Source organism: Kitasatospora sp. NPDC041988 (assembly GCF_055588525.1).
In genome coordinates this window covers 20487-44783 of sequence record NZ_JBVJCO010000012.1, presented here as the reverse complement: position 1 = coordinate 44783, position 24297 = coordinate 20487, and the positions used below count along the sequence as shown (strand labels likewise).

Sequence of the window (24297 nt, the reverse complement as noted above, 5' to 3'; positions counted from 1 at the left end):
TCAGTCCTCCTGGTGGGAAAGGGTGGCGGCACCGGTGTCACCGGTGGCCTCGGAGTCGTGGGCGTCGCCGGTGGCCCCGGCGATCCTGGCGGCCAGGACCGGTCCGATCTGGGCCAGCGAGCCCGCCTGGGTCATCTGGTCGTGCCGGGTGGTGATCTCGTGCGATTCGATCCGGCCCGCGATGTACGGGCGCCAGACCTCCGGACCGGCGTCGTCGTCGCCCCGGCCGATCGTGGAGTTGAACAGCAGCAGGTCCCCGTCGTACCTGCCGGGGACGAAGTCGACCGCCAGCTTCGCGTTGTTGATCATGATCTGGACGATCACCTCGACCTGCCGCTCGTTCAGGCCGGCCAGCGCGCTGCCGCGCCGGTTCAGCACCTCGGCGACCTCGGCGTAGGTGATCTCCCGGTCTCCCAGTTCGTCCGGGTCGACGTCGAGCACTCCGACGAGCACGTCCCGCACGGTGGGTACCGGCTCCTCCTCGAACCGCACGTCCTTCACCGGGTAGGCGTCGAGGATCGCCAGCAGTGCGGTCCGCTCGCCCCGCGCCTGGAGTTCGCAGGCGAGCGCGTGGGCGATCAGGCCACCCGCGGACCAGCCGAGCAGCAGGTAAGGGCCCTGGGGCTGGATCTTCTGGACGTGGTCGGCGTAGTCGGCCGCCATCTCCTCGTAGGAGGTCGGCAGCGGTTCGGGCCGGCCGAGGCCGCGCGCCTGGAGCGCGTAGACCGGGTGCTGCGGGCCGAGGTGGTTCAGCAGCCCGCTGTAGGACCAGCTGATGCCGCCGCCGGGGTGGACGCAGAACAGCGGGGTGTCCGTCCCGGTCGCGCGCAGCGGCAGCAGCACGTCGAGCGCGTCGGCCGGGTCGTTCATGGCGAGGCGGTCGGTGAGCCCGGCCACGGTCGGCGCCTCGAACAGCATTCGCAGCCCCAGTTCCAGGCCGAGGGTCTCGCGGACCCGGGAGGCCAGCCGGGCGGCCAGCAGCGAGTGCCCGCCCAGGTCGAAGAAGCCGTCGTCGATGCCCACCTGCTCCCGGCCCAGGATCTCGGCGAACAGACCGCACAGCAGTTGCTCCTGCGGCGTCCGGGGGCCGCGTCCGGCGTCCGAGGCTCCGTAGTCGGGGGCGGGCAGGGCGGCCCGGTCGAGCTTGCCGTTGGCGGTCAGCGGCAGGGCGTCCACGATGACGAACGCGGCCGGCACCATGTAGTCGGGCAGGTCGCGGCGCAGCCGGGCGGACAGTTCCGCCGTTTCGGGCCCGCCCTCGGGGGCGGGCACCAGGTAGGCGACCAGCCGCTTGTCGCCCGGCCGGTCCTCGCGGGCGACCACGGCCGCCTGGGCGATGTCGGGGCAGGCCGCCAGGACGGCCTCGATCTCTCCGGGCTCGATCCGCAGGCCACGCAGCTTGACCTGGTGGTCGACGCGTCCGGCGAAGTCCAGTGTCCCTCCCCCGGCGCCCCCAGCCATGGGGGTCCCCCCGGCCGAAGTCCCCCAGCCTTCGGCCGGGGGTGCCCCCACGGGGAGGCCAGGAGGTGCCCCCACCGGCCGGGGGTGCTCCCGGGGAAGCCACCGGGCGAGGTCGCCGGTGCGGTACATCCGGCTCCCGGCCGGCCCGTACGGGTCGGCCGTGAATCGCTCCGCCGTCAGGCCGGGGCGGCCGAAGTAGCCGCGGGCCACGCCCGTTCCCGCGAGGTACAGCTCGCCGACCATGCCGGTCGGCACCGGCCGCAGCCGGTCATCGAGCACGTAGGCGCGCATGTTCGCCATCGGGCCGCCGATCGGCACGGTCGCGGCGTTCTCCGCGAGGTCGCGCACCGGGTGGCGGGTGGCCAGGGTGGTGGCCTCGGTGGGCCCGTAGCCGTTGACCACCTCGATACCGGGGCAGGCCGCGAGCACCCGGGCGGCGGCGGCCGGGGAGACCACGTCGCCGCCGGTCCAGACCTCGCGGACCCCGGAGAGCAGGCCCGGCCGTTCCTCGGCGACCAGCCGGAACAGGCCGGCGGTCAGCCAGAGTCCGGTCACGCCGTGGGTGGCGATCGTGTGTTGCAGCAGGTCGAGGTCGAGCTGCTCCGGCGGGGCGACGACGACCCGGCCGCCGTTGAGCAGCGGCACCCACAGCTCGTAGGTCGACAGGTCGAAGGCCGTCGGGGAGTGCATCAGCACCCGCTCGTGTCCGCCGCCGCGCCATTCGGGGGACAGGGCGAGGCCCGCCACGTCGCGGTGGGTGACGGCCACGCCCTTCGGCCGCCCGGTCGAGCCGGAGGTGTACATGATGTACGCCAGCTGACCTGGCCGGCAGGGGGCTTCGAAGCCGGACGGGTGGGCGTCCGCGGACTGTGCCAGTGCGGCGAGCACCTCCGTGGTGAGCACCAGGGCGGCTCCGCTCTCCCGCATGATCAGGTCGATGCGGGAGGAGGGGAAGCGCGGGTCCAGCGGCACGTAGGCGCCGCCCGCCTTGATGATCGCCAGGATCGCCACGACCAGGTCCGCCGAGCGGGGCAGCATGACCGCGACCGGCGTCTCTAGCCGTACGCCGTGGCCGATCAGTGCCCCGGCCAGGCGGTCGGCCCGCCGGTCGAGTTCCGCGTAGGTCAGCTCGGTGCCGCCGGCCACGACCGCGACCGCGTCCGGGGTGGCCCGCACCTGGCGGGTGAACAGCTCCGGCAGCGAGGCTGTGGACAGCGGTGCGGCCGTGTCGTTGAAGCCGTGCAGCACGCGGTGGCGTTCCGCGCCGGACATCAGGTCGATCCGGCTGATCGGCCGGTCCGGGTCGGCGGCCGCCGTGCGCAGCAGGCGGGCCCAGCGCTCGAACAGCAGCTCCACGGTGGGCGCGTCGAACAGGTCGGTGGCGTACTCCACCGCGCCGACCAGGCCGTCGGCGGTGCCGTCCGGGCGGAACTGCTCGGCCAGGCTGAAGGTCAGGTCGACCCGGGAGGTCCCGGTCGGCGCCTCCAGGTGGCCGGTCTCCAGGCCGGGCAGGGCGAACTCGCCGAACGGCGCGTTCTGCAGGGCCAGCATGACCTGGAACAGCGGGTGGTGGGCGAGCGACCGCACCGGGTTGGCCACCTCGACCAGGTGCTCGAACGGCACGTCCTGGTGGTCGTACGCGGCGAGCGCCTTCTGCCGCACCCGGCGGAGCAGTTCGGCGAAGCCGGGGTCGCCGGTCGTGTCGGTGCGCAGCACCAGGGTGTTGACGAAGAAGCCGACGAGCTCGTCCAGCGCCTGGTCGGTGCGGCCGGCGATCGGGCTGCCGATGGGGATGTCCGTACCGGCGCCGAGCCGGGTGAGCAGGGCGGCGAGACCGGCCTGGAGCACCATGAACATACTGGCGCCGCGCGCGGCGGCCAGGTCCCGCAGGGCCTGGTGCAGTTCGCGGTCCAGCCGGACCACGACCCGGTCGCCGCGCTGGGAGGCCACCGGCGGGCGGGGCCGGTCGGCGGGCAGCTGCACCTGCTGCGGGATTCCCGCCAGCTCGTCCTTCCAGTAGGCGAGTTGGCGGGCGAACAGGCTGTCCGGGTCGGCGGTGTCGCCGAGTAGATCGCGTTGCCAGCGGGTGTAGTCGGCGTACTGCACCGGCAGCGGGGACCACTGCGGCTCCTCGCCCCGGCAGCGCGCCGCGTAGGCCGTGGCGAGGTCGCCGGAGAGCGGGCCCATCGACCAGCCGTCGGCGGCGATGTGGTGCACCACGACCACCAGCACGTGCCGGTCGGGGGCGAGGGCGTACAGCTCGGCCCGGACCGGAGGCTCCGCGGCCAGGTCGAAGCCGCGCCGGGCGGCGTCCACCAGGCGCTCGGCCAGCCGGCTCTCGTCGAGCTCGACCACCGGCAGCGCCGGACGGGCCTGCGCGGCGCTCAGCACGACCTGGTACGGGACGCCGTCGGTCTCTCGGAAGACCGTCCGCAGGCTCTCGTGCCGGGCGACCACGTCGGCGAGCGCGGCGTGCAGGGCCGGCCGGTCGAGGTCGCCGGTCAGGCTCAGTGCGAGCGGCATGTTGTAGGTGGCGCTGGGCCCGTCCATCCGGTGCAGGAACCACAGGCGGCGCTGGGCGAAGGACAGCTGTACGTGCTCGGGGCGCGGGTGGGCGGTCAGTGCGGGCCGCGCCGTGCCGGAGCCGTCGAGGCGGGCCGCCAGTGCGGCCACGGTCGGGGCCTCGAACAGGGTGCGGACCTCCAGCTCCGCGCCGAGGGTCGCCCGGACCCGGGAGGCGAGGCGGGTTGCGAGCAGCGAGTGCCCGCCGAGGTCGAAGAAGCTGTCCTCGACCCCGACCTGGGCCAGCCCGAGCACCTCGGCGAACAGTTCGGCGAGGAGTTGCTCCTGCGGGGTGCGCGGGGCCCGCCCGCCCGCGGCCGGGCCGAGGTCGGGGGCGGGCAGCGCGCGGCGGTCGAGCTTGCCGCCGGCCGTCAGCGGTAGTGCGTCCAGCGCCACGAACGCCGACGGGACCAGGTAGTCGGGCAGCCGCCCGCGCAACCAGTCTCGGAGTTCGCCGAGGAGGGCGCCGGTGCCGCGGCCGCCGGTCGGGCGGTTGGTCAGCGCCGACAGCGCGCCGCCGGTTGCCCCGGCCGGCCGGTACGGCTCGGCGGGGGAGCTGTGGAGCGTCTGCGGGTCGGTGAGGACGACATCCAGGGCGTCGGCCTCGGTGGCCGACCAGGTGACGGCCACCGTGCGGTCGAACTCCCGCCCGAGGGCGTGGAAGTCCTCCGGGTCGGGGAGGTCGCCGTCCTCCGGGACGTGCAGCCGGTTCCGCAGTTCGGTGAGCGTCCCGTTGCCGTCCTGCACGGCCCGGGCCAGGGCGGCCTCCTGCGCCACGCGGCGGTTCGGCACCCCGGTGATCCGCAGCACCTCGGCGGGCGGCTGGGCGAGGAGTTCGCGCAGCCCGGCCAGGCCGGCGACCTGCCGCCCCCACTCCAGCTCGACGGGCCGACTCGGGGCCGCCGGCGCGATCGGGGGCTTGTGCAGCGTCACGTCGTAGCGGTAACGGGTCAGTTCGTTGTGGTGGCGGCCGCGCTTGACCTCCACGGCCACCGCACCGATGTCCGCACCGTGCTCCCGCAGGACGGTGAAGAAGTCCGGGTCGACCAGGAGTTCCTTCTCCACCCGGACGGCCTGTTCCACCGCGCGACGCACGGCCGCGAGGTCGGCGTCGTCGCCGGTCCGGTGCAGCTGGACGGCCGTGGCCAGCGGGCGCAGCAGTCGCAGGTTGCGGACGTCGCCGACGAAGAGCGCGCCGCCGGGGGCGAGCAGCCGCATCAGCTTCCCGATCACGTCCGCGAGGTAGTCGGCGGACGGGAAGTACTGCACCACCGAGTTGATCACGATGGTGTCGAACTCCCCGGCCGGAAGCCCGTCGGTGTCGTGCGCCGGCCGGGTCTGCAGCACCACGCGGCCGGCCAGCCGCTCCTCCCCCGCCACCTGGGCGCTCAGGGCGTCGATCGCGGTGGCGGAGAAGTCGGTGGCCCAGTAGGTCTCGCAGTGCGGCGCGACCTGCGAGAGCAGCAGGCCGGTGCCGACGCCGACCTCCAGCACCCGGCGGGGGCGCAGGGCCAGGATGCGGGCCACGGTGGCGTCCCGCCACTCCCGCATCTGCTCGACGGGGATCGGGCTCGCGTCATAACTGCTGTTCCAGCCGACGAAGTTCTGACCGAAGGCCGCTTCCTCCGGGGCGATGGGCAGGGCGTCGTAGATGTCCTGCCACTCGCCCACGTGGTCCGCCTCCAACGCGCCGTCCCGGGCCGCGTCCTGGCGCGGGACGACGTAGCCGACGAGCCGGTCGTCCTGGGCGAGGACGGCGGCCCGGGCGACGGCGGGGTGCTCGGCCAGCGCGGCCTCGACCTCGCCCGGCTCGACCCGGAAGCCGCGCACCTTCACCTGGTCGTCGACGCGGCCGACATACTCCAGCTCGCCGTCGGCCCGCCAGCGCACCAGGTCACCGGTGCGGTACATCCTCCCTGCTTGCCCGCCATCGGGCTGGGGGCACCTCCCGGCCGCCAGGCTGGGGGAGAGGGGCCCATCCCCGGCAGGGCCGAACGGGCTGGCGACGAACCGCCCGGCCGTCAGGCCCGGCCGGTTCAGATAGCCGCGTGCCAGGCCCGCGCCCGCGACGTACAACTCCCCCGCCACGCCCGGCGGCACCGGTCGCAGCCGGTCGTCCAGGACGTACACCCGGGAGTTGGTGATCGGCCGGCCGATCGGCGGCACACCGGACCCCGGGGACAGCGGGTCGCTCATGGTCGCACACACCGTGGTCTCGGTCGGGCCGTACGCGTTGATCATCCGGCGTCCGGGCGCCCAGCGCGCCACCAGCTCCGGCGGGCACGCCTCACCTGCCACCACCAGGGTCGACGCGGTCACCGCACCGTCCGGCACGGCGGCGAGGACGGACGGGGGCACCGTCACATGGGTGATGCCGAGTCCCGGGTCGGTCAGCGCGGCGAGCGGATCGGCTGCGGGGGGCAGCACCAGGGTGGCTCCGCGCAGCAGGGTGGTGTAGATCTCCGACACCGAGGCGTCGAAGCTGGGCGAGGCGAACTGGAGCACCCGGCTGTCGGGTTCGATCGCGAAGCGCTCGATCTGGGCGGCGACCAGGCTCGCCACACCGCCGTGGCCGACCGCGACGCCCTTGGGGCGGCCGGTGGAGCCGGAGGTGTAGATGACGTACGCCGGGTGCCGGACGTCGAGGGCGACCTGCGGGTCGGTGTCCGGCCAGTCGCCCTCGGTCACCATGGACGGGTCGTCGACCAGCAGCGCCGGGCGGGCGTCCTCCAGCATGTAGGCGATCCGCGCCTGCGGGTACGCCGGGTCCACCGGCAGGTACGCCGCCCCGGCCTTCAGCACACCCAGGACCGCCACCACGGACTCCACCGACCGCGGCAGGGCCACCGCGACGATCTGCTCCGGGCCGACGCCCCGGGCGATCAGCGCGTGCGCGAACCGGTTCGCCCGAGCGTCGAGCTGCCGGTAGGTCAACTCCTGCTCACCACAGGCCAGCGCGACTGTGTCCGGCTCGGCCGCCACCTGCGCCGCGAAGGCCTGCGGCACCGGGACGGCGCCCACGTCCCGGGCGGTCGCGTTGCCCTTCTCCAGCAGCCGGTGCCGCTCGTCGGCGTCGAGGAGGTCGATCCCTCCGATCGGCTGCTCCGGGTCGGCGGTGACGGCCTTCAGCAGGAGCGTCCAGCGCCGGACCAGGGCCTCGACCGTGGAGCGGTCGAACAGGTCGGTGGCGTACTCGACCGCGCCGGCGATCCCGGCCGGGTTCCCGTCCGGGCCGAACTGTTCGACCATGCTCAGGCCGAGGTCGAACTTGGCGGTTCCGGTCGCGACCGCGTAGGTGGTGACGTCCAGGCCGGGCAGCGAGAACCGGCCCATCGGAGCGTTCTGGACGGCCAGGACGGTTTGGAACAGGGGGTGGTGGGAGAGCGAGCGGGACGGGTTCAGCGCCTCCACCAGGTGCTCGAACGGCACGTCCTGGTGCGCGTACGCGGACAGCGCCGTCTCCCGCACCCGGCCCAGCAGCTCGGCGAAGGACGGGTCCCCGCTGGTGTCGGTCCGCAGCACCAGCGTGTTGACGAAGAACCCGACCAGGTCGTCCAGCGCCTCGTCCGTGCGACCGGCGATCGGACTGCCGATCGGGATGTCCGTGCCCGCGCCCAGCCGCGTGTACAGCGCCGCGAGCGCCGCCTGCAGCACCATGAACAGGCTTGTCCCGGTGTTCCGCGCCAACTTCGCCAGTGCGGCGTGCAGTTCGGCGTCGAGCTGCAGGCCGAGGTGGTCTCCCGCCCAGCCGGCGACGGCCGGGCGGGTCCGGTCGACGGGTAGTTGGAGCAGCTCCGGCAGGTCGGACAGCTGCCGCTTCCAGTAGTCGAGCTGCTCGGCGAACCGGCTCTGCGGGTCGGCGGCGTCGCCGAGCAGCTCGCGCTGCCACAGCGTGTAGTCGGCGTACTGCACCGGCAGGGCCGGTCGGTCCGTCGTCCGGCCCTCGCAGCGGGCCGCGTAGGCCTCGGCCAGGTCCCGGGCCAGCGGCCCGGTGGACCAGCCGTCGGCGGCGATGTGGTGCATGACCAGCAGGAGCACGTGCTCGTCCGGTGCGAGCTCGTACAGCTCCGCCCGCAGCGGCGGCTCCGTCGCCAGGTCGAAGGGCTGCCGGGCGGACTCGGCGAGCCGTTGCGGCAGTTCGTCCTGCGTTACCTGGGTCGGCCGGGCCCGGAGGCGGACCGCTGCCGGGTCGAGCACGCGCTGGCAGGGCGAGCCGTCGATCTCGGGGAACACCGTCCGCAGGCTCTCGTGCCGGGCCACCGCGTCGGCCAGTGCCTGGTCCAGCGCGGGCCGGTCGAGCGTTCCGGTCAGTTGAAGCGCCAGCGGGATGTGATAGGCCGCGGCGGCGTCCATGCGGTGCAGGAACCAGAGCCGGCGCTGGGCGAAGGACAGCGGCACCGCCTGCGGCCGCTCCTGCGCGGTCAGCGCCGGGCGGGTACGCCCGGCCCCGGCCAGTGCCCCTGCCAGGCCGGCCACGGTGGGCGCCTGGAAGAGTGCGCGCAGCCCGAGCTCCACGCCGAGCACCGAGCGCACCCTGGCGGCCAGCCGGGTGGCGAGCAGGGAGTGCCCGCCCAGGTCGAAGAAGTCGTCGTCGACCGAGATCTGCGGCACGTCGAGCACCTCGGCGAACAGCTCGGCAAGGATCTGCTCCTGCGGGGTTCGCGGCGCCCGCCCGCTGCCTGCGGGGGCTGCTTCGGGCGTGGGCAGCGCCGCCCGGTCCAGCTTCCCGTTCGGCGTCAACGGCAACGCGTCGAGCAGCACGAACACGGACGGAACCAAGTAGTCCGGCAGCCGCTCGCGCAGGTACGCCGCCAACTCCGCGGGACGGAGGGCCTGACCGGAACGGACCGCCACGTAGCCGACGAGCCGGTCGTCCTGGGCGAGGACGGCGGCCCGGGCGACGGCGGGATGCTCGGCCAGCGCGGCCTCGACCTCGCCGAGTTCGACGCGGAAGCCGCGGACCTTGACCTGCTGGTCGGCGCGGCCGACGTACTCCAGCCCGCCGTCAGCCCGGTGCCGCACCAGGTCGCCGGTGCGGTACATCCGCGCGCCCGCAGGGCCGAACGGGCCGGCGACGAACCGCCCGGCCGTCAGGCCCGGCCGGTTCAGATAGCCGCGCGCCAGGCCCGCGCCCGCGACGTACAACTCCCCCGCCACGCCCGGCGGCACCGGTCGCAGCCGCTCGTCCAGGACGTACACCCGGAAGCCCGCGACCGGTCGGCCGATCGGCGGCACACCGGACCCCGGGGACAGCGGGTCGCTCATGGTCGCGCACACCGTGGTCTCGGTCGGGCCGTAGGCGTTGATCATCCGCCGCCCGGGCGCCCACCGCTCCACCAGCTCCGGCTGGCACGCCTCACCCGCCACCACCAGGGTGGCGGCCGTGAGGTCGGCGCTCTCCAGCGCGGCCAGGGCCGAGGGCGGCAGCGTCACGTGGGTGACGTCCAGCCGACGGTCCGTCAGGGCCTCCAACGGGGCCTCGGCGGGGGCCAGGACGAGAGCGGCGCCGGTGAGAAGCGCGCTGCACAGGTCCCAGAAGGACGCGTCGAAGCTGGGCGAGGCGAACTGGAGTACCCGGCTGCCCGGCGCCACGCCGAGCCGTTCGACCTGCGCCGCCACCAGACCCGACACGCCGCTGTGGCTCACCACGACGCCCTTGGGGCGGCCGGTCGAGCCCGAGGTGTAGATCACGTACGCCGGGTGCCGGACGTCCACCACGATGCCCGGATCGGTCTCCGGCTGCTCAAGAGCCCCGGTCACCATCGCCGGGTCGTCGACCACCACCGCCGGGCGGGCGTCCTCCAGCATGTACGCGATCCGCGCCTGCGGGTAGGCCGGGTCCACCGGCAGGTACGCCGCCCCGGCCTTCAGCACGCCCAGGACCGCCACCACGGACTCCACCGACCGCGGCAGGGCCACCGCCACCACCCGCTCCGGGCCCACACCCTGAGCGATCAGCGCGTGCGCGAACCGGTTCGCCCAGGCGTCGAGCTGCCGGTAGGTCAACTCCTGCTCACCGAAGGCCAGCGCGACCGCGTCCGGCGTCGCCGCCACCTGCGCCGCGAGCAGCTCCGGCAGGCTCGCCCCGGCAGCCCAGTCCTCGGCGGCGGGCAGCAGCTCGCCGCGTTCCTCGGCGGAGAGCACGTCGATCCCGCCGATCGGCCGGTCGGGCGCGGCGGCGACCGCGGCCAGCAGCCGCAGCCACCGGGCGGCCAGGGCCTCGACCGTCGGACGGTCGAACAGGTCGGTGCTGTACTCGACCGCGCCGCTGAGCCCGGCCGGCGCGCCGTCGGGCCCGTGCTCCTCCGCGAACCCGAAGGTCAGGTCGAGGCGGGCGGTCCCGGTGAGCACGGCCATCCCGGAGCCCTTCAGGCCCGGCAGGTCGAAGTCGCCACCGGGCGCGTTCTGCACGACCAGACCGGTCTGGTACAGGGGGTGGTGGGAGAGCGAGCGGGACGGGTTCAGCGCCTCCACCAGGTGTTCGAACGGCACGTCCTGGTGCGCGTACGCGGACAGCGCCGTCTCCCGCACCCGGCCCAGCAGCTCGGTGAAGGACGGGTCCCCGCTGGTGTCGGTCCGCAGTACCAGCGTGTTGATGAAGAAGCCGACCAGGTCGTCCAGCGCCTCGTCGGTGCGACCGGCGACCGGGCTGCCGATCGGGATGTCCGTGCCCGCGCCCAGCCGCGTGTACAGCGCCGCGAGCGCCGCCTGCAGCACCATGAACAGGGTCGTCCCCGAGCGCCGGGCCAGCTCCACCAGCGCGGCGTGCAGTTCGGCCTCGATCCGGAGTTCGAGCAGGTCACCGCCGTACGACATGGCGGCCGGTCGCGGCCGGTCGACGGGCAGCTGCAGCTGCTCGGGCAGCCCGGCCAGCGCCTGCCTCCAGTAGGCGACCTGACGGGTGAACACGCTGTCGGTGTCGTGCTCGTCGCCGAGGATCTCGTGCTGCCACAGGGTGTAGTCGCCGTACTGCACCGGCAGGGGAGGCCACTCCGGTGCCCCACCGCCCTGCCGGGCGGTGTAGGCGGCGGCCAGGTCGCGGGCCAACGGGCCCATGGACCAGCCGTCACCCGCGATGTGGTGCATGACCAGCAGCAGCACGTGCTCGTCCGGCGCGAGGGCGAACAGCTCCGCCCGCAGCGGCACGTCCGAGGTCAGGTCGAAGCCCCGCACCGTCGCCTCGCGCAGCAGGGCGGGCACCTCCGCCTCGGCGGCTGCGCGCACGGTCAGCGGGACGGCGGCCTCGGCGGGGTCCAGCACCCGCTGGTGCGGGATTCCGGCGGTGTGCGGAAAGACCGTGCGCAGCGTCTCGTGCCGGGCCACCACGTCCACGAGCGCGGCGCTCAGGGCGGCCCGGTCGAGGCGGCCGGACAGCCGCAGGGCCAGCGGCATGTGGTAGGTGGCGCTGGGCATCCCGAACTGCTGGAGGAACCAGAGCCTGCGTTGGGCGAACGACAGCGGCATCGGTTCGCGGCGGGGCCGGGGCACCAGGGCCTGCCGGGCGACGCCGGCGTCGTGCAGTCCGGCCGCCAGCCCGGCGGGGGTCGGAGTACGGAACAGGGCGCGCAGCTCCAGCTCGACCCCGAGGGTCGCCCGGACGCGGGAGACCAGCCGGGTGGCGAGCAGGGAGTGGCCGCCCAGTGCGAAGAAGTCCTCGTCCACGCCGACCCGGGCCAGGCCCAGCACCTCGGCGAACAGCTCGCACAGGATCTGCTCCTGTGGGGTGCGCGGCGCCCTTCCACTGCCTGTGGGGGCTGCTTCGGGCGTGGGCAGCGCCGCCCGGTCCAGCTTCCCGTTCGGTGTCAACGGCAACGCGTCGAGCAGCACGAACGCAGCTGGAACCAAGTAGTCCGGCAGCCGGTCGCGCAGGTACGCCGCCAGCGTCGCCGCGGTCGTCCCGCTCCCGTCCGGGGGGACGACGTACGCGACGATCCGGGTCTCGCCCGGCAGGTCCTCCCGGGCGAGCACCGCGGCCTGGGCGACGCCCGGGTGCGCGGTCAGTTCGGCCTCGATCTCGCCCGGCTCGATCCGGAACCCGCGGACCTTGACCTGGTGGTCGACCCGGCCGGCGAACTCCAACTCCCCTCCCCCAGCCTCCGGCCGGGGGGACCCCCAAGCGCGCCAGCGCACCAGATCGCCGGTGCGGTACATCCGCGTGCCGGCCGGACCGTACGGGTCGGCGACGAAGCGCCCGGCGCTCAGTCCGGGGCGGTTCAGGTAGCCGCGGGCGAGCCCCGCTCCGGCCAGGTACAGCTCGCCCAGCACGCCGGGGGCGACCGGTCGCAGGGCCGAATCCAGCACGTAGACGCGGCAGTTGGCGATCGGGCGGCCGATCGGCACCGGCAGCGGGCAGTCGGCTGGGTCGGCCGGGAGTGCGTAGGCGGTGATCACGTGGGTCTCGGCGGGCCCGTAGTGGTTGTGCAGTACCCGGCCCGGTCGGCGGGCCTGGAACCGGCGCACGGCACCGCTCAGCCGCATCGCCTCGCCGGCCTGGGCGACCAGCCGCAGGTGCGGCAGGTCCAGCCCGGTCTCCTCGGCGGCCTCGGCCAGCGCCTCGACCACCAGGTTGGGGGCGAACAGCTCCTCGACCCGGTGGCGGTCCAGCCAGTGGGCGAACAGTTCGGCGCTGCGGCGCTGCTCCTCGGTCGGCACGACCAGGGTCTTGCCGTACAGCAGCGCGGAGAGCATCTCCTGCACGGAGACGTCGAAGCTGATCGCGGTGAACTGCGCGGTGCGGGTGCCGGGTTCGCCGCCGACGGCCCGGTGGTGCCACGCCAGCAGGTTCAGCAGCCCGGCGGCGGGCATCACCACGGCCTTGGGCCGGCCGGTGGAGCCGGAGGTGTAGATGACGTACGCCGGGTGCCGGGCGTCCACGGGGACGGCCGGGTCGTGCTCCGGCAGGTCCCCGGGCGGGGTGACGGCCGCGAGGTCGTCGAGCACCACGGCAGGACGCGCGTCCTCCAGCATGTACGTGATACGGGCGGCCGGATAGTCCGGGTCGACCGGTAGGTACGCCGCGCCCGTCTTGAGCACCGCGAGAACGGCGACCACCAACTCGGCGGAGCGCGGCAACCGCAGCGCGACGACCTGCTCGGGGCCCACCCCGCGCGCGATCAGCGCGTGTGCCAGGCGGTTGGCCCGGCGGTTCAGCTCGCGGTAGGTCAGGACGGTGTCCTCGAACAGCACCGCCGGGGCCTCCGGTGTCGCCCGGATCTGCGCCTCGAACAGCGCGGGCAGGGTGGCATCGGGGGCCGGGCAGGCGGTGTCGTTGCGGGCGACCAGCAGCTCGCGACGCTCCTCGGCGGTGAGGACGCCGATCCGGCTCAGCGGCAGGGACGGCTCGGCGACCACAGCCGCCAGCAGGCGCAGCCACCGGGCGACCAGGGTCTCCACCGTGGCGGGGTCGAACAGGTCGGTGCTGTACTCGACCCGTCCGACGATGCCCTCGGCCGGGCCGCCGGTGCCGCCGCGCTCCAGCAGGTGGAAGCCGAGGTCGAACATCGTGGTCGGGGTCCGCACCAGGACGATCTCGGCGTCCAGGCCGTCCAGCGCGAACTCGGTGCTGGGCACGTTCTGCAACGCGAGCAGGACCTGGAAGAGTGGCTGACGGGCCAGGAACCGGGACGGGTTGAGCGCCTCGACGACGTGCTCGAACGGCAGGTCCTGGTGCGCGTACGCGCCGAGCGCGGCCTCCCGGACCCGCACCAGCAGTTCGGCGAAGGACGGGTCGCCGCTGGTGTCCGTACGGAGCACCAGGGTGTTGACGAAGAACCCGACGAGGTCGTCCAGCGCCTGGTCGGTCCGGCCGGCGATCAGGCTGCCGACCGGGATGTCCGTGCCCGCGCCGAGCTTGTCCAGCAGCGAGGCCAGGGCGGCCTGCATCACCATGTAGACGCTGGCGCCGTGCTCCCGGCCCAGCCTGACCAGTCCGGCGTGCAGGTCGGCGTCCAGTTCGACCGCCAGGTGGCCACCGGAGTGGGAGGGGATCGCGGGACGGTGCCGGTCGGCGGGAAGCCTGATCTGCTCCGGCAGGTCCGCCAGCGTCCGCTTCCAGTAATCCGTCTGACGGGCGAACAGGCTGTCCGGGTCGGCCGCGTCGCCGAGCAGCCGTTGCTGCCACAGGGTGTAGTCGGCGTACTGCACGGGCAGCGGCGCCCACTGCGGCTCATCGCCCCGGCGGCGGGCCGCGTACGCGGTGGCCAGGTCGGCGGCCAGCGGGCCCAGCGACCAGCCGTCGCCCGCGATGTGGTGCATGACCAGCAGCAGCACGTGCTCGTCCGGCGAGATCTCGAACACCTCTGCGCGCAGAGGCGGTTCGGCCGCGAGGTCGAATCCGCGCGCGGCGGATCCCGCCAGCAGCTCCCCCAGGGACGACTCGGCGGTCGGGGTGACTGCCAGCCTGGGCCGTGCTTCCCCGACGGCCAGCACCTGCTGGTGGGGCACGCCGTCCACGGCCGGGAAGACCGTGCGCAGTGTCTCGTGCCGGTCGGCGAGGTCGCCCAGCGCCGCCTCCAGAGCTGCCGGGTCCAGCGGTCCGGTGAGCCGCCACGCGAGCGGCATGTTGTAGACCGAGTCGGCGCCTTCCAGTTGGCGCAGGAACCACAGCCGCCGCTGGGCGGACGACAGCGGCACCAGCGCGGGCCGCTCCGCCCGCTCCAGGGCGAGCCGGGCCCGGTCCGCGCCGCCCAGGTCGGCGGCCAGCCCGGCCACGGTCGGGGTGCGGAACAGGGAGCGCAGTTCCAGCTCGACCCCGAGGGCCGCCCTGGCCCGGGCGACCAGCCGGGTGGCGAGCAGGGAGTGCCCGCCGAGGTCGAAGAAGTCGTCGTCGACGCCGACCTGCGGCAGGCCCAGCACCTCGGCGAAAAGCCCGGCGAGCACCTGCTCCTGCGGGGTGTGCGGTGCCCGGCCGACGTGCGGCGCGGTGGACTCGGGCTCGGGCAGGGCGCGCCGGTCCAGCTTGCCGTTGACGGTCAGCGGCAGGCTCTCCATGGTCACGAACGCGGTCGGCACCATGTACTCCGGCAGCCGCTCGCGCAGGTGCACCCGCAGCTCCTCGGGCCGCAGCTCCGCCCCGGTGGCGGGCTGCAGGTAGGCGACCAGGCGGGGGTCTCGTGCCCGGTCCTTCCGTACCACCACGGCGGCCCGGGCGACCTGGGGGTGTTCGGTGAGGACGGCCTCGATCTCGCCGAGCTCCACCCGGAAGCCGCGGATCTTGACCTGGTCATCGGTGCGGCCGAGGAACTCCAGGTTCCCCTCCGGGTTCCACCGCACCAGGTCGCCGGTCCGGTACATCCTCGATCCGCTCGGACCGGACGGGTCCGCCACGAACCGCCCGGCCGTCAGGCCCGGCCGGTTCAGGTAGCCGCGCGCCAGACCCGCACCGGCGATGTACAGCTCACCCGGCACACCCGCCGGCACCGGCTGCAACGCACCGTCGAGCACGTACAGCCGGACTCCGCCGAGCGGTCGGCCGATCACCTGCCGCGGGCTCGACCCCAACGGCGCGAAGACCGAGTCCACCGTGCACTCGGACGGCCCGTAGTAGTTCAGGGAGAGCACTCCCTCGGCGGCCCGCAGCCGCTCCCACAGCTGCTCGGGGACGGTCTCCCCGCCCAGCCCGATCATCGAGGGGCGCCACTGCGGGTGGTCCAGCAGGCCGTGTTCGACGAGGACCTGCACGTAGGAAGGAGTGCCGCCGACGGTGTCCAGCCCGGCCCGCACCGCGTACGCGAGGTAGGCGTCCGGGTCGGTCCAGGTCGCCTCGTCCAGGACGTGCAGCTCGTGGCCCGCGAAGAGGGCGAACAGCTGGTCGCAGGAGGCGTCGAAGGACACGGACGTGGTCAGTCCGACCCGCATCCGCTCCCCCGTCCGGAAGACCAGCGGGACCTGGTTGGCGAACAGGTTGAGCAGGCCGCCGTGCGTCACCATGACGCCCTTGGGCCTACCGGTGGAACCGGAGGTGTAGATGACGTAGACCGGATGGTCGGGACCGACGGCCACCATCGGGTCCGTCTGCGGACAGGCCGCCAGCAGGACGGCCGTCTCCGGGGCGTCGAGCACCAGCCGGTCGAGGGGACCACCGTCGGGCAGCCGCTCCGCGGACGCGGTATCGGTCACCACCAGAGCCGCAGACGCGTCCTCCAGGAGGTAGGCGATCCGGGCCACCGGGTACTGCGGGTCCACCGGAACGTACGCCGCACCCGTCTTCAGTACCGCCAGGATCGCCACCACCAGTTCCGCCGACCTCGGCAGCGCCACCGCCACCAACCGCTCCGGCCCCGCACCCCGCGCGACCAGCGCCTGCGCCAACCGGTTCGCCCGCACGTCCAGCTCCGCGTACGACAACGACACGTCGCCGCACACCAGGGCGACAAGGTCCGGGGTCGCCCGGACGTGCTCGCGGAACAGCTCCGGCAGGCTCGCGGTGAAGTCCTGGGCGGCCGGACCGGTACCCAGCGTCGCCAGCCCGGCCCGCTCCTCGGCGGTGAGCAGGTCGAGCCTGCTGAGCCGCCGCCGCGGCTCGGCGACGGCGGCACGGAGCAGCCGCTCCCACCGCCTGATCATCGTCTCGACGGTGGCCGGGTCGTACAGGTCGCTGGTGTACTCGACGGACCCGTCGATCCCCTCCGGAGTGCCGTCCTGCGCGTGCTGCTCGGACATGGTGAAGATCAGGTCGAGCTTGGCGGTGGTCGAGGACTGCGGCAGGTCCTCGACGTGCAGGCCGGGCGGCGCGAAGTCGGCCCGGGGCACGTTCTGCAGCACCAGCATGACCTGGAACAGCGGGTGGTGCGCCAGCGACCGGGACGGGTTCAGGACCTCGACGAGGTACTCGAACGGGAGGTCCTGATGGGCGTATCCGGCCAGCGCGGTGTCCCGGACCCGGCCCAGCAGCTCGGCGAACGTCGGGTCGCCCGAGGTGTCGGTGCGGACGACCAGGGTGTTGACGAAGTAGCCGACCAGCTCGTCCTGCGCCTGGTCGGTGCGTCCGGCGACCGGACTGCCGACCGGGATGTCGTCGCCCGCACCGAGCTTGCTCAGCAGCGCGGCCAGAGCCGCCTGGAGCACCATGAACAGACTGGTCCCGTGCTCCCGGGCGAGTTCGCGCAGACCGCGGTGGAGTTCGGCGTCCAGCCCGGCGCGCACGGAGCCGCCCCGGTGCGAGGCGACCGCCGGGCGGGGCCGGTCGGTGGGCAGCTGGATCCGCTCCGGCAGGCCGGCCAGTTGCCGGGTCCAGTAGTCCGCCTGGCCGGCGAACAGGCTGTCCGGGTCGGTGGAGTCGCCGAGCAGTTCGTGCTGCCACAGGGTGTAGTCGGCGTACTGCACGGGCAGCGGCGTCCACCGCGGCTCCTCGCCCCGGCGGCGGGCCGCGTAGGCGGCGGTCAGCCCCTGCACGAGCGGGCCCAGCGACCAGCCGTCACCGGCGATGTGGTGAAGCACCAGCTGGAGGACGTGCTCGTCCGGCGCCAGCTCGAACAGCTCGGCCCGCAGCGGCACGTCGACCGCCAGGTCGAACGGGCGGGCCTTCGCCTCCGCCAGCGCGGTTGACAGCTCTGCCTCGGTGGTCCGGTGCACGAGCAGCCGCGGGCGGGCCGCCACTGCGTCCAGCACCTGCTGGCACGGCACGCCGTCCACTGCCGGGAAGACGGTGCGCAGGCTCTCGTGGCGCTCGACGACGTCCGCCACGGCGGCCTCCAGGGCCCGCCGGTCCAACTCGCCGGACAGCCGCCAGGCCAGCGAGATGTGGTAGTTCGCGCCGGCGCCCTCCAACTGGTGCAGGAACCACAGCCGTCGCTGCGCGAAGGACAGCGGGACCGTCTCGGGGCGCTCGCGCCGCAGCAGGGCGGTCTGGGCCGGCCCGGCGGCCACCAGGGCGGCGGCCAGGCCCTCGGGGGTCGGCGCCTCGAACAGGGTGCGCAGCGGCATCTCCACGCCGAGCGTCGCGCGGATCCGGGCGGCCAGGCGGGTGGCGAGCAGGGAGTGTCCGCCCAGGTCGAAGAACCCGTCCTCGACGCCGGCCGACGCCACGCCCAGGACCTCGGCGAACAGCTCGCAGAGGACCTGTTCCTGCGGGGTGCGCGGCGCGCGGGAGGCAGTGGCCGGGGCGAGGTCGGGGGCGGGCAGGGCCCGGTGGTCCAGCTTGCCGTTGGCGGTCAGCGGCAGCGCGTCCAGCGCGACGAACGCCGACGGCACCATGTACTCCGGCAGCCGCTCGCGCAGGTGCGCCCGCAGCTCGGCCGGGCTCGGCGCGGTGCCTGCGGCCGGCACCAGGTACGCGGCCAGCCGGGTGTCGTCGGCCCGGTCCTGCCGCGCCAGGACGGCGACCTGGGCGACGCCGGGGTGGGCGGCCAGCGCCGCCTCGATCTCGCCGAGCTCGATCCGGAAGCCGCGCACCTTCACCTGCTGGTCGGCCCGGCCGACGTAGCGCAGGCTGCAGTCCGCCCCTCGGCGCACCACGTCGCCGCTGCGGTACATCCGCGACCCCGGCGGCCCGAACGGGTCCGCCACGAACCGCCCGGCGGTCAGGCCGGGCCGGTTCAGGTAGCCGCGCGCCAGGCCCGGGCCCGCGACGTACAGCTCGCCGGGCACGCCCGGGGCCACCGGCCGCAGGCCGGCGTCGAGCACGTACGCCCGCAGGTCCGGGAGGGACGTGCCGACCTGTCCTGCGGCGGTGCCGGAGCGGTCGAGCGCCGCGTACGTGACGTGCACCGTGGTCTCGGTGATGCCGTACATGTTGACCAGCAGCGGCGCGTCCTGCGGGTGCCGCTCGTACCAGCCCTCCAGCCGGGCGTGCTCCAGTGCCTCGCCGCCGAACACCACGGTGCGCAGGGCGAGCGACCGGCCGGTCTCCGGTGCCTCCTCGTCCGCCTGCATCAGCTGGTAGAAGGCGGACGGCGTCTGGTTGAGCACTGTCACCCGCTCCCGGGCGAGCAGGTCCAGGAACCGGCCGGGCGAGCGGCTGGTCTCGTGGTCGACGACCACCAGGCGCCCGCCGTGCAGCAGCGGGCCCCACAGCTCCCACACCGAGAAGTCGAAGGCGTAGGAGTGGAAGAGCGTCCAGACGTCCTCGGCACAGAAGCCGAACAACTCCCGGGTGGTGTCGAACAGGCGCACCACGTTGCGGTGCGGGACCACCACGCCCTTGGGGTTGCCGGTGGAGCCGGAGGTGTGGATGACGTAGGCGGCGTGGCCGGGGTCGACGGCGACCGCCGGGTCGGTGTCCGGCCTCCCGTCCAGGTCGGCGGTGTCCAGCAACAGCCGGTCGACGTGCTCCGCCCCCGGAAGTCCGCCGGTCCGGCTCGTCGTCACGAGCAGCGCGGGCCGGGTGTCCTGGAGCAGGAAGGCGATCCGGGCAGCCGGGTACTCCGGGTCCACCGGGACGTACGCGGCGCCGGCCTTGAGCACCGCGAGCACCGCGACGACCAGCTCGGCCGAGCGCGGCAGGGCGAGCGCCACCAACTGCTCGGGCCCCACTCCCCGGTCGATCAGGGCGTGCGCGAGGCGGTTGGCGCGGGAGTTCAACTCGCCGTACGTCAGGTGGACTTCGCCGTCGGTGAGGGCGGTCGCGGCGGGGTTCGCCCGCACCTGCCGCTCGAACAGCGCGGGCAGGCCGTTCTCCGGGAGCTTCCCGGCCCGGCCGGCGGCGGTCGGCAGCAGGGCCCGGAGTTCGTCGGCGGACAGCACGTCCACCCGGCCGATCCGCCGGCCGGGGTCGGCGGCGACGGCGCGCAGCAGCCGCAGCCACCGCTCGACGATCCCGGTGACGGTGGCCGCGTCGAACAGGTCGGTGCTGTACTCCACCACGCCCGACAGCCCGTCCGCGCCGGGCTGTTCGGCCAGGACGAAGGTCAGGTCGCACTTGGCCGTCCCGGTCGGGACCAGATCGGCCGCCACCCGCAGCCGCGGCAGGTCGAAGGTGCCGGACGGCGCGTTCTGCAGGGTGAGCATGGTCTGGAACAGCGGGTGGTGCGCGAGCGTCCGGGTCGGGTTGAGGGCCTCGACGAGGTGCTCGAACGGCACGTCCTGGTGCGCGTACGCGGCCAGCGCGTCGGAGCGCACCCGGCCCAGCAGTTCGGTGAACGACGGGTCGCCGGACAGGTCGGTGCGCAGCACCAGGGTGTTGACGAAGAACCCGACCAGGTCGTCCAGGGCCTCGTCGGTGCGCCCCGCGACCGGCGTGCCGATCGGGACGTCGGTGCCGGCGCCGAGCTTGCCCAGCAGGGCGGCCAGGCCGGCCTGGAGCACCATGAAGAGGCTGGCTCCGCCGTCGCGGGCGAGGGCGCGCAGGCCCTGGTGCAGTTCGGCGTCGATCCGTACCGGCAGCTGGGCTCCCCGGTAGGACATCACCGCGGGCCGGGGCCGGTCGAAGGGCAGCTCGACCTGCTCGGGCAGGCCGGCCAGCTGCTGTCGCCAGTAGGTGAGTTGGCCGCTGATCAGGCTGTCCGGGTCGGCGGCGTCGCCCAGCAGTTCCCGCTGCCAGAGGGTGTAGTCGGCGTACTGGACCGGCAGCGGCGACCACTCCGGCTTCGATCCCTCGCTGCGGGCCGCGTAGGCGGTCGCCAGGTCCCGCGAGAGCGGCCCCGTCGACCAGCCGTCGCCGGCGATGTGGTGCACCACCAGCAGCAGCACGTGCTCCTCGGGGCCGAGCTCGAACAGTTCGGCGCGCAGCGGTGGTTCCTCCGCCAGCTCGAAGCCGTGCCGCGCCGCCGCCGCCAGCCGCTGTGGCAGGCCGCGTTCGCCGGTCGCGGTCACCCGCAACCGCAGCCGGGCCGCATCCGGGTCGAGCACCCGCTGGCACGGCACGCCGTCGACCACCGGGAAGACGGTGCGCAGGCTCTCGTGCCGCTCGACCACGTCCGCCAGAGCGGTTTCCAGGGCGCGCTGGTCCAGGCTTCCGGAGAGCCGCAGTTCCAGCGGGATGTTGTAGGTGGCGCTCGGGCCCTCCATGCGGTGCAGGAACCACAGGCGGCGCTGTGCGAAGGAGAGCGGGACGGTCCCGGGCCGCTCGCTGACCGCGAGCGCGGGCCTGGCCAGGGCCGCGACGTCCACCGCGGCCGCCAGGTCCGCGACCGTCGGCGCGTCGAACAGGTCGCTCAGCCTCAGCTCCACGCCCAGCACCGACCGGGCCCGGGCAACCAGCCGGGTGGCCAGCAGGGAGTGACCGCCCAGCTCGAAGAAGCTGTCGTCCAGCCCGACCCCGGCGACCCCCAGCACCTCGGCGAACAGCCCGGCGAGCAGGTGCTCGACCGCCGTGCGCGGAGCACGGCCCGGTGCGGCGGACTGCCATTCGGGCGCCGGGAGGGCGCGCCGGTCCAGCTTGCCGTTCGGGGTCAGCGGCAGCGCGTCCAGGACCATCAGCGCCGAAGGCACCATGTGGGCGGGCAGCCGCTCACGCAGGTACTCGCGCAGGACGGTGCCGGTCGTCGTGGCGCCGGACACGAGGACGGCGTAGGCGACCAGCCGGGGCTCCTCCTCGCCGCGCACCGTGACGGCGGCCCGGGCGACCTGCGGGTGTTCGGCGAGGACGGCCTCGATCTCGCCGAGCTCCACCCGGAAGCCACGGATCTTGACCTGGTCGTCGGTGCGGCCGAGGAACTCCAGATTCCCGGCCGGGTTCCACCGCACCAGGTCGCCGGTCCGGTACATCCTCCCTCCTTGCCCGCCACCGGGCAGGAGGGGCCCACCTCCGTGCCCGCCACCGGGCAGGAGGGGCCCGTCCCCACCCGGACCGAACGGGTCCGCCACGAACCGCCCGGCGGTCAGGCCGGGTCGGTTCAGGTAGCCGCGCGCCAGACCCGCACCCGCGATGTACAACTCACCCGGCACACCCGCCGGCACCGGCTGCAACGCGCCGTCGAGCACGTACAGCCGGGTGTTGGCGACGGGTCGGCCGATGACCGGGCGCGGGCTCGGACCCACTGACGCGATCACCGGGTTGACGGTGCACTCGGACGGGCCGTAGAGGTTGAGGCAGGACACTCCGTCCGCCGCCCGCAGCCGCTCCCACAGCCGCTCCGGGACGGCTTCGCCGCCCGCGGCGACCACCGCCGGACGCCACCCTTCGCCGCCCAGCAGCCCGTGCTCCACGAGGTCGTGCAGATAGGAGGGAGTGGCTTCGACGTAGTCCAGGCCGCAGCGCCGCGCGTAGTCGACGAAGGCGTCCGGGTCGGTCCACGTCGCGTGGTCCAGGACGTGCAGTTCGTGGCCCGCGAACAGGGCGAGCAACTGGTTCCACGACGCGTCGAACGACACCGACGTGGTCAGGGCCACCCGTTGCCGCCGCCGCTCATCGGTCACGGGCGGGAGGTGCACCTGACGGAGTTCGGCGAGCAGGTTGAGCAGGCCGCCGTGCGTCACCGCCACGCCCTTGGGCCTGCCGGTGGATCCGGAGGTGTAGATGACGTACGCCGGGTGCGCCGGATCGACGGCCACCATCGGGTCCGTCGCCGGGCAGGACCCCACCAGGGCGGACATCTCCGGATCGTCCAGCACCAGCCTGCCGAACGGACCACCGTCGGGCAGCCGCTCCGCGGACGCGCCGTCGGTCACCACCAGGGCCGGCCGGGCATCCTCCAGCAGGTACCCGATCCGGGCCGCCGGGTACTGCGGGTCCACCGGCACGTACGCGGCACCGGTCTTCAGCACCGCCAGGATCGCCACCACCAGCTCGGCCGACCTCGGCAGCGCCACCGCCACCAGCCGCTCCGGGCCCGCACCCCCCGCGATCAGCGCCTGCGCCAACCGGTTCGCCCGCGCGTCCAGCTCCGCGTACGTCAGCGACGCCTCCGGCCCCACCACCGCGAGGGCGTCCGGGATCGCCGCCACCTGCGCCCGGAACAGCTCCGGCAGGCTCGCGCTGGGAGCCTGCGCCACCGGTCCGGCGCCCAGCGCCGCCAGCTCGCCGCGCTCCTCGGCCGTGAGCAGGTCGATCCGGCCGACCGTCTCGTCCGGGTCGCAGTCCGCGACGGCGTCGAGCAGGGCGAGCAGTCGCTGCTGGTGTGCGGCGAGGTCACCGTCGCCGTACGCCTGCGGTGCGCCGTGCAGCCTGAGCAGCGGGGGGTTGCCGTCCCGGTAGTCGAACACCCAGACGGCCAGGTCGGTGGTCGACCCCGACACGAAGTGGTGCACCGCGGCGGGGTGCCCGGCGAAGCTCGGCCTGGCGTTGAAGGCCATGATGTTGACGATCAGCGGGAAGGCCGTTCCGATACTGCCGGGCGCGCCGAGGTCGCGCAGCAGGTCCTCGCTGCGGTAGCGCTCGTGCGCGACGGCCGCGTCGACTTCCCGCGCCACCTGGGCGACGAGCTCGCCCCACGGCATGTCCGGTCGCACGGCCAGCCGCAGCGGCACCACGTTGGACATCGTGCCGGGCACCGACATCAGGTCGCGTTCGGAGCCCCGGCGGGCGGTGACGGGGAGGGCGAGCACCACGTCCTGGGCACCGCTCAGCCGGTGGGCGTAGAGCGCCGTCGCCGCGATCACCAGCCGGGACCACCGGACACCGGCCCGGCCTGCCGCCGCCCGCAGCGCCTCGGGGCTGCGCAGTGCCCGTTCCTGGGCCAGGCGCAGGGCCCGGTGCGGGTCGGTCACGGAGGTGTCGGTGAGCCTGGTCGGGGCGGGCAGATCAGCGAAGCGCCCGGTCCAGTAGGCACGGTCGGCGGTGAAGTCGGTGGACGAGCGGTAGGCGGCGTCGCTGTCGACCAGGTCCCGGAGCGAGCCGAACGGGCAGGGCGGGACGGCTTCGTCCTCGGCCAGCGCCGAGTACACCTCGCCGACCCGCTGCCGGACCATGGAGCTGCTGATCGCGTCCAGCACCACGTGGTGGTAGTTCAGGTACCAGAGGAACTCCGTCGGCGACAGCCGGATCAGCGCGTGGCCGAACAGCGGGTCACGGGCGAGGTCCAGCGGGCGGGCCAGGTCCCGTTCCATCCATGCCATGGCCGCGGCCCGGGGGTCCGGCTCCGCGCCGAGGTCGAGGTGCGCGGGCGCCCAGTCCCAGCTCTCGCGGAGGATCTGCCGCGGGCCCTCACCGTCGTCGACGAAGGTCACGTGCAGGGCGTCGACCTCGTCGACCACCCGGCGCAGCGCGGCTTCGAACAGCTCCGGATCGACCGGCCCGTGGATCTCCAGGCACTCCCCGACGCGGTAGCCCGGGATTGGCGTCCGGGAGCTCTGCTCGGCGAGCCAGATCTCCCGCTGGGCCGCGGTCAGAGGAAGGACGTCGCCGTGACGGCGGGGCGGGCGGGACATGGGGGTACCTCTCAGAAGTGTGGGCGGGCA

1 protein-coding gene is annotated in these 24297 nt (G+C 74.2%); it reads right to left on the bottom strand.

Annotated elements, in window-relative coordinates; translation table 11 throughout:
* The gene (locus tag ACZ6NC_RS14625; protein ID WP_465732532.1) at window positions 1–24267 is read right to left on the bottom strand and encodes a non-ribosomal peptide synthase/polyketide synthase; all 24267 of its coding nucleotides are present in this window, start codon (window positions 24265–24267) and stop codon (window positions 1–3) included.
* Window positions 24268–24297: the final 30 nt, after the last annotated feature.